This is a genomic window from Bacteroides sp. CAG:633, assembly GCF_000435115.1.
Taxonomy (GTDB): domain Bacteria; phylum Bacteroidota; class Bacteroidia; order Bacteroidales; family Bacteroidaceae; genus Bacteroides; species Bacteroides ndongoniae.
Genome location: NZ_FR883046.1, coordinates 1 through 7,924 on the forward strand (window position 1 = coordinate 1; position 7,924 = coordinate 7,924).

A 7,924-nucleotide genomic window follows, 5' to 3' on the forward strand; every position below is an offset into this window, starting at 1 on the left:
AATGAAGAATTAAAAATTAAGAATGAAGAATCCCAAACGAATGAAGAATTGGGCTGCTCAATGCCCGAACGTCCTCAAGAAAATTCTTCATTCTCCATTCCTCATTCTTCATTTTCCGAGGGTTCTTCATTCCCTAAATCTTCCTATAAAATTGAAGGTATGATGTGCAACCACTGCCGCATGCACGTGGAGAAAGCCCTGAACAACCTGGAAGGCGTCCGTGCCACCGTCACCCTCGACCCGCCCATAGCCACCATCGAATTCACCGATGGTAAAAGCTACACACTGGAAGAGCTACAGGCACAGATTACGAAGGAAGCCGGAGATTATCAGATTCTGGCGGCTGAACAGGCCTAACTGTTCAGCCACAGCTTCAAGGCCGCTACCCGCTCCCTACTGACCTGAATACTGCCATCGAAAGGAGGCGTAACGTGTACCACCATTTTTCCGTTGAAGTAAGGCTCCAGATCACGAATACAATTGGCTGAAAGGATGAACTGGCGACTGACGCGGAAGAAGCGTTTCGGGTCGAGTTGTTCCTCCAGTTTGGCAAGTGGCAGGTCGATGATGTGCGTGCGGCGGTCGGCCGTTACGGCAAAGGTCACTTTCTCCTCCGAATAGAAGTAACATACCTCGTCCACAGCCAGGGTGTAAAGGTTGCGTGCTCCGTTCACTAAGAAACGGGTACGATAGGCGCTTGCCTGATGTTCGGCAAGGGCACGGAGCAGTTCGGGCATATCGAGCAGACTGTTTTGCTGACGGATGCGGGGAGCCGTCAGACGTTCAAACTTCAGGAGGGCATCGGCCAGACGCTCCCGATGGATAGGTTTCAGCAGATAATCGATGCTGTTCACGGTGAAGGCACGGACGGCGTACTCGTCGTAAGCGGTTGTGAACACAATCATGCTTTCGGGCTGTGCCTGCTCGATGAAGTAGAAAGACAGCCCATCTGTCAGTTGTATATCAAGGAAAAGCAAGTCGGGATGAGGATTGGCAGCAAACCATTGTACTGACTCCTCTACCGTTCCGGGCAGCAGCAGGATGTCCCACTCGGGGCGCAACTCTTTCAGCATGCCTTGCAGCAGTCGGGCGGCGGGCAACTCGTCTTCGATGATGGCAGCCCTGATTGTCTTCTTGTTCATCAATTCATCCATCGGTATTCATTCATATAGTAAAGGAACTTTCACATCAAAACAATTCTCCTGCTTCTCCACAACAATCTCCTTACCACACAGCAGACGGTAGCGCTGTGCCAGGTTCTTCAGCCCATGTCCGCCTGAAACGGCTCCCAACTTGGGATGTACGGGATTCGACACACGCAGCCAGGCACTTCCTTCTCCGTCCGTCAGCGCCTCCACCGTCACAGTCATCGGGCGCGAAGGACTGATGACGTTGTGTTTCACAATGTTTTCGACCAGCAGTTGCAGCGTAAGGGGTGGCAGTTGGGCTTCCTCGCGAATGGCATCGGCCACTTGCCAGTCTACCGTCAGACAATCACCCAGACGGACACGGTGCAGCTGGACATACGTATCGACAAAACCCATTTCGTCGTGCAGGCTCACTAGGCGCTTGTCCTGACACGTCAGGATATAACGGTAAACGTCGGACAGATTCCGGGTGAAGCCGACTGCTCCCTGCGGATTGTATTCGATTTCGGCAATCAGCGTATTGAGGCTGTTGAACAGAAAATGCGGATTGAGCTGACTTTGCAGTGCCATGTAGCGAGCCTGCAAGGCGCTTTCCTCCAGCTGTTGCGTACGGCGGTAAGCAGCAAGCAAGTCCCTGTAAAAACGGTTACTGACCGACTGAGTGACAATGACCAGCTCCGTCAGCCACGTAATAAGCAGCAGGCGTATCCCCTTATACACCAACTGAAAAGGATGGGGAATGTCGAGCAGCAGTTTCACCGATACCAGCAGCAGATAGTTGAGGGCAAACAGGAACAGGGCCGACAGCACCAGAAAGAGCACCATCCGCCGCCGGTTGTCGAGAAAGGCCGGATAGCTGCTCCGCAACCGCAACCGGATATAACGCATTCCCAGTCCCACGCCGTTGAACAACAGCATCACAGCTACAAAGGCTTGGGGTGTCAGCAGCCGATCCTGATGGCGCAAAGGAATGTCGGCAAAGCGCACCAGGAAGAAATAGGAAAAGCATCCCAATCCGGAATACAGCAAGATGTCCCAAATGTATGATTGTCTGGTCGGTCGCATACGAGTTCTGTTTTCGTTCATTGTACAAAGCTGGTAGCTTTGGCGTACAGTCCGCCTGCGCATCCGGATAATTTCCTGTACACCGGCGGCGGTACACCCGCAAATATAGCGATTTATCCTTCCCCACAAGCCCGCTGCAATGCACTTTTTGCCAGACAGGCGTTCAGTTTCGAACGGATATGGTTCTGCTGTGCCTCCAGATGATAGAGCTGTGCATTGATAACTTCTACAATGGAGACACTGCCTTCGCGATATTTATCCAGTGCCAACGTCTCACTTTCGGCCGCCTTGCGCAACGAACTTTCGGTCAGTCGCACCTGCTCCATTGCCTGCTGGTAGTTGCAACGGGCTGTTTCTACCTCCAGACGCAGCCCGTCGGCCACCTGCATACAGCGTTCACGGGCTATGTCTACCTGATAGCGGCCTTTGTTGCGGGTATGACGACGTTTGCCCCACTCAAAGATAGGCACACTGAGTTTGGCGTAAACCGAATAGTTGGGGTCGAGATCTGCCCGAAAGTCATAACCCGGCGACGAGTAGTTACCATCCACTCCCACAGAAAGCGAGGGCAGATAACGGGCATTGGCCATGCGTGCGGCAGATTGCTGTACGCCGATGTTCGTCTCGGCCATCTGCATCTCGGGGCGACGCGACAGAGCATCCTCCACCTGAAAAGACAATCCGGCCAGAGAAGGAACTGCCACCAGCGTGTCTGTCAGTATCTGCTCCCCGGAGGGGATTCCGGCCAGAGCGTTGAGCGAGAGGCGAGCTACTTCGGCTTCGTTGCGGGCACGTTCCGACCGATAGTCGGCATCGTTCAGCCGTACTTCGGCCATCAGCAAGTCGTTACGGTCGGTATACTCCAGCTCCACCCGTTCGCGAACCACCGCAACCAGCTGCGCTACCGACGTACGGTAACGGTCGGCTACAGACACCAGCTCGCACTGGGCCACACGGTTCCAATAACGTACGTCGGCCTCGTATCGCAGGTCGTTCGTCACGCGACGCACTTCCTGACGGGCTATTTGGTCCTCGCCCCGTGCCTTGTCGTAACCTGCCTGCAAGGCACCGCCTGTATACAACGGTTGCGACAAGTTGAGCGAAGCGCCGTACTTCGTGTTTCTTCCTTCGAAGGAAAGTACATCATCTGTACCTGGCACGTTTACGTCCAGTTGCAACGGTTCTCCTGTATAGTTGAAGTTGGCCCCTCCCGAAAGCTTGGGCAGAAAGTCGGCACGTGCCATCTGACGCGCTGCATCGCTTGCGCCCACGGCATGTTCGGCAGCCCGCAGGTCGGGACTGTAAGCCTGTACCTGGGCACGATAGGCATCGAGCAACGGATGTTCCTGTGCAAGTCCTTGCAGGGTACATGCCAACAAGGCACAACACATAGTGATAGAATATCTTAATTTCATACGATAATGGTTGTTAAATAAGTTAAGTCTTGCAACTGACAGCCACAAGTCAAGGGGCTTACAAACACCTGACAAACAAGGCTGCATCAGTTTATCTTCTGTTTATCGGAAATAAACAGTCGGTTTATCCGTAGTAAACTTCGAGTTTACCGGCTTTGAACTGTCGGTTTATCGGCAGTAAACTGAGAGTTTACCAAGGCTAAACTGACTGTTTAACCAGGCTAAAGCAGAACAATATCATCCGTAAAACTTGATTAAGGTGAATAATGTCTGATTAATGTTCTGTACAAACAGCTCACTTCTTGGCTGCTTCCGGATAGAAAACTGCATAAAGAGCAGGTGTCACGAAGAGCGTAAGCAACGTAGCAAACGAAAGCCCGAAGACAATGGTAGCCGCCATACCGCCGAACACCACATCGAACAGCAACGGGATGCTGCCAAAGATGGTCGTGACGGCAGCCATCAGCACAGGCCGTGTACGCGACACCGTAGCCTCAACAATAGCATCCGAAGCTTTTACACCCGCCTTGCGTTGCAGGTTCACCTCGTCGACCAGCACAATGACGTTCTTGATAATCATACCCAGCAACCCCAGCCAGCCCGCAATGCAGAAAAAGCCAAACTGAAAACCTGTCACCAACATGCCTATCACCACCCCGATGACCGAAAGCGGAAGGATGAGGAAGATGAGCAACGGCTGGCGGAAATTGCCGAACAATGCCACGAGAATAAGTACCAGCAACACCAGTGCCAGGGGGAAATATTTCGTCAGTGCGGCCATAGCTTCTTTCTGGTCTTTGTATTGCGAGTCCCAGAAGAAGGTGTAACCCGGCGGCAACTGCATCTGCTCAATCTCGCTACGGATTTCGCCAAGCACTTCCTTCATCGTGTGACCGGGACGGACGTCGCACTGAGCCGCCATCGAAAGTTGCCGGTTGTAGGTCTTCACCAGCGGCCACTCCCAGGCAAGGGCAATGCTGTCGGTCAGCTGTGCCAGCGGGGCAGAGTTGCGTCCGTTCCATACAGCCAGGTCGCCCAAGCCGTCTTGCGACAGGTTGTTGCCACCCGCCGTGCGCAACAATACGGGTACCTGCTTGTCGCCATCGCGGTAGATGCCTACGGCTGTACCATCGCCCGTACTCTTTACGGCTGTCATCAGGTCGGCCTTGCCCAAACCCAGACGTCCAGCCTTTACAGGGTCGTAGGCTGCCCGAAGCATCATGGCTTTGTTACCCCACTCGTTACGGGCATTCATTACTTTGGGATTGCGCCGCATCACGTCGATAGCTGCCTGCGTCAGCGAGTCGAGCACCCGCGGATCGTCTCCACAGAAACGTGCTTCGATGAGTGCCTGCGGAATGGAGTTCAGTTCGAAACGGTTGACACGTACCAGTGCGTCCGAGAAGCGTTGCGACAACTCATCCTGCAAGCCTGCCTGCATCTGCCGGGCTACAGAAGGACTTTCGGCCTCGACCAGACATTGGGCATAATTGCTCTGCGGACCATAAGCAGCGTTAGCCAGATAGTAACGCGGCGGTGTCTGCCCTACGAAAACCGATACATGTCTGACTCCCGCACGACGCATCAGCGTGTCGGCCAGTGCCTCGGCCTGACGGGCCGTCTCCTCCACGCGGGTACCCTCGGGCAGCCACATGTCTACAGAGAAATACTGTTTATTGAGCAAAGGCATGAACTGCTGGGGAATCATCCGGAAAGCCATGCCACTCAACAGAAGCAGTCCCAGCATACCCGCCAACACAGCATAACGACGACGGATGGTCCACCGTAAAGCACGGCGGAAACGGTCGTAAAGACGTCCCTGGAAGAGTTCACCTTTCAGCTCCTCCGGACGAGGACGGCGTACGAACTCCTGCACGAAGAATACATTCTGCGAAATGGCCAGTACCCAACTGAGCAACAGAGACACGGCAATCACAATAAAGAGTGATGAAAGCAGTTCGCCCGTGATGTGCGGCGAAAGGTAAACAGGCAGGAAAGTAAGTACGGCGATAAGCGTAGCTCCCAGCAAAGGCATAGCCGTAGTGCCTACAGCCGAAAGGATGGCTGTCCGCTTGCGCATGCCGCGCTGCATGTTGACCAACGTGGCATCGTAGACCACAATGGCATTGTCTACCAGCATACCCATTGCAATGATGATGGCTGCCAGCGACATGCGTTGCAGGGCGATGCCTGTACCATACATATATATCAGTGTACCGAAAATGGAGAATACCAGTCCGCTACCTATCAGGATACCGTTCTTCATGCCGATGAAGAAAAGCAGCACAGCTACCACCGTCACCACCGAAATGATGAGGTTAAGAACAAAGCCGTCGTTAGCAGCGGCAGATTCGCGGCCCTGATCGTAAACGACAGAGAGGTGATAACCCTCGGGCATTGCGTCGGCCAGCTCGCCGATGCGGGCAGCCACCCGTTCAGCCATATCCACTACATTGCCGTCGGCCACAGTCGAGATGGCAATGCCCACGGCCGGTACGCCGTCGGTCTGCATCAGGCTACGTGCCGGGTGCAGATAGGCTTCGCTCACGGCAGCTATCTCGCCCAAACGGAAGTAAGCTCCGCTACGCGACACTACTGTCAGGTTCTCCAGTTCTTCCAATGTCGTGAAACTGCCCGATGCCTCCACACGAAGGCGGTTGTGTGCCGTCTCTACCGCACCGGCATCTACTACACGGTTCTGGCGATCGAAAGCAGCTGCGATGTCTGCCATCGTTACGCCACTGGCAGCCAGCAACGCAGGATCGGCCTCTATCTCGATGGTACGGTTCTGCACACCAAAAAGTTCCACCCGGGCCACATCCTCCACATTCAGCAGTTCGTTCTTGATGCGTTCGGCCTGATCTTCCAGCTCGCGGTACGTACGTGTCGTGCTGCTCAGGGCATAGAACACGCCGAGCACATCGCCAAAATCATCATTCACAACCGAAGTACCTGCTCCTGCCGGCAACTTGCTTTGTGCATCGCCTACCTTACGGCGCAATTTGTCCCAAAGCTGCTGCATGGCATCGGCACGTATCTCTTTCTTCACATAAACGGTAATCTTGGACAGACCGGCGCGGTTTTCCGTCTTCAGATAATAAAGCTCGCCCAGCGACTGTATGGCTTCTTCGAGCACATCGGTCACCTGCTGTTGCACTTCCAACGGCGAAGCGCCGGGATAAGTCGTGGTCACTACGGCCTGCTTGATGGTGAACGGTGCGTCCTCCAGCTTACCCATACCGATATACGAGATGATGCCTCCCAGCAATATCAGCCCCAACAACAGCCAGCTCAGTGCTTTGTTCTTCAGGAAAAATTTAGCAATCGTCTTCATACGATGTTCCCTCCTATTCTGCGGCATCAGCCTGTTCCACTACTACCTTTTCGCCTTCGTTCAGATAGGCCTGACGCGTCACGGCTACCTGCTGACCGGGCTTCAAGCCGGAAACGACTTCTACGCGGCTATCCTTCAGCAAACGGCCCAATGTAACCGGACAACGACTCACACTGCCGTCGGCCTGCACCGTCCAGACATAGCTGCCCCGGCGGTCGTCCTGACAGACAGCCGCCTGGGGAATGGCCAGAGAGGAGAGTGAAGCAGAAGTTGAGGAGAGAGATACAGAGAGACTCCCTGCCATTCCTCCAAGCAAGCTATTGTCCTGATTGTCCAGTAAAAGAGTGAGTCGGAAAGAGAGATTATTATCGGCTGCCGTCTGCGTCAGATAGGTTTCGGCAGGAGCAAACACCTGTCCTGGCAAACGGTCGAAACGTACCTGAAACACTGAATCGGGCGCCCCGCGGCGAAGCGATACGGCCATATCCTCGGGCACGTAAGTTTCCAGTTTCACCTGCGAAAGGTCGATGAAAGTCAGCACGGGCTGCGAGGCTTTCACTTCCTGATGGCGTTCGATGTATACCTGCTGCACATAGCCATCAAAAGGGGCTATCAGCCGGGTATCGTTCAGTTCGTTCAGCGCCATGTCATAATCGGAACGGGCGCGGGCATAGTCGGCACGGGCTTTCTCGTAAGCCGTGCCAGATACATTATTCTTCTCGTACAGGCTGGCCGTACGACGATAGTCGGCTTCAGCCTGACGGCAAAGGGCTTCGGCACGCTCCTTGCGGACAAGGAAATCGCGCGGGTCGATAGCGGCAATCAGTTGCCCCTTGCGGAAGAACTGACCGCTCTGTACTGTAAAGTTCTGCACAGGTCCGCCCACACGGAAGGCCAGCTCCGTCGTGCGGCAGGGTTCGGAGATAAAGGTATAGTTGCGGCTGCCGCTGCCTGTCACGGCT

6 protein-coding genes are annotated in these 7,924 nt (G+C 54.4%); 1 reads left to right on the top strand and 5 read right to left on the bottom strand.

What is annotated here, in order from left to right; genetic code table 11:
• The coding region (locus tag QVP67_RS05985) for a heavy-metal-associated domain-containing protein (RefSeq protein WP_288179957.1) at positions 1 to 357 on the top strand (357 nt) is incomplete at its 5' end.
• On the opposite strand, the gene QVP67_RS05990 is transcribed toward QVP67_RS05985, so the two are convergent.
• The 5 genes from QVP67_RS05990 to QVP67_RS06010 form a co-directional block, all read right to left on the bottom strand.
• The gene (locus tag QVP67_RS05990; RefSeq protein WP_288179962.1) at positions 354 to 1,142 is read right to left on the bottom strand and encodes a LytR/AlgR family response regulator transcription factor; all 789 of its coding nucleotides are present in this window, start codon (positions 1,140 to 1,142) and stop codon (positions 354 to 356) included. The genes QVP67_RS05985 and QVP67_RS05990 overlap by 4 nt on opposite strands.
• A gap of 18 nt (positions 1,143 to 1,160) precedes the next feature.
• Entirely contained in the window at positions 1,161 to 2,234 is a 1,074-nt protein-coding gene (locus tag QVP67_RS05995) for a sensor histidine kinase (RefSeq protein ID WP_288179958.1), read from the bottom strand.
• Positions 2,235 to 2,326: 92 nt separating this feature from the next.
• On the bottom strand, positions 2,327 to 3,628 hold the full coding sequence (locus QVP67_RS06000) for a TolC family protein (RefSeq protein WP_288179959.1): 1,302 nt from the start codon (positions 3,626 to 3,628) through the stop codon (positions 2,327 to 2,329).
• Positions 3,629 to 3,923: 295 nt separating this feature from the next.
• Positions 3,924 to 6,962, bottom strand: a complete 3,039-nt coding sequence (locus QVP67_RS06005; RefSeq protein ID WP_022162663.1) for an efflux RND transporter permease subunit — start codon at positions 6,960 to 6,962, stop codon at positions 3,924 to 3,926.
• A gap of 13 nt (positions 6,963 to 6,975) precedes the next feature.
• Positions 6,976 to 7,920 carry an efflux RND transporter periplasmic adaptor subunit gene (locus QVP67_RS06010; RefSeq protein WP_022162664.1) on the bottom strand — a complete coding sequence of 315 codons (945 nt, stop codon included), beginning with the start codon at positions 7,918 to 7,920 and terminating at the stop codon, positions 6,976 to 6,978.
• Positions 7,921 to 7,924 lie beyond the last annotated feature (4 nt).

Bases quoted from the DNA above. Each gene is read 5' to 3' on its own strand.
- QVP67_RS05990 (WP_288179962.1), bottom strand. From the start codon at position 1,142: ATGAACAAGAAGACAATCAGGGCTGCCATCATCGAAGACGAGTTGCCC.
- QVP67_RS05995 (WP_288179958.1), bottom strand. From the start codon at position 2,234: ATGAACGAAAACAGAACTCGTATGCGACCGACCAGACAATCATACATT.
- QVP67_RS06000 (WP_288179959.1), bottom strand. From the start codon at position 3,628: ATGAAATTAAGATATTCTATCACTATGTGTTGTGCCTTGTTGGCATGT.
- QVP67_RS06005 (WP_022162663.1), bottom strand. From the start codon at position 6,962: ATGAAGACGATTGCTAAATTTTTCCTGAAGAACAAAGCACTGAGCTGG.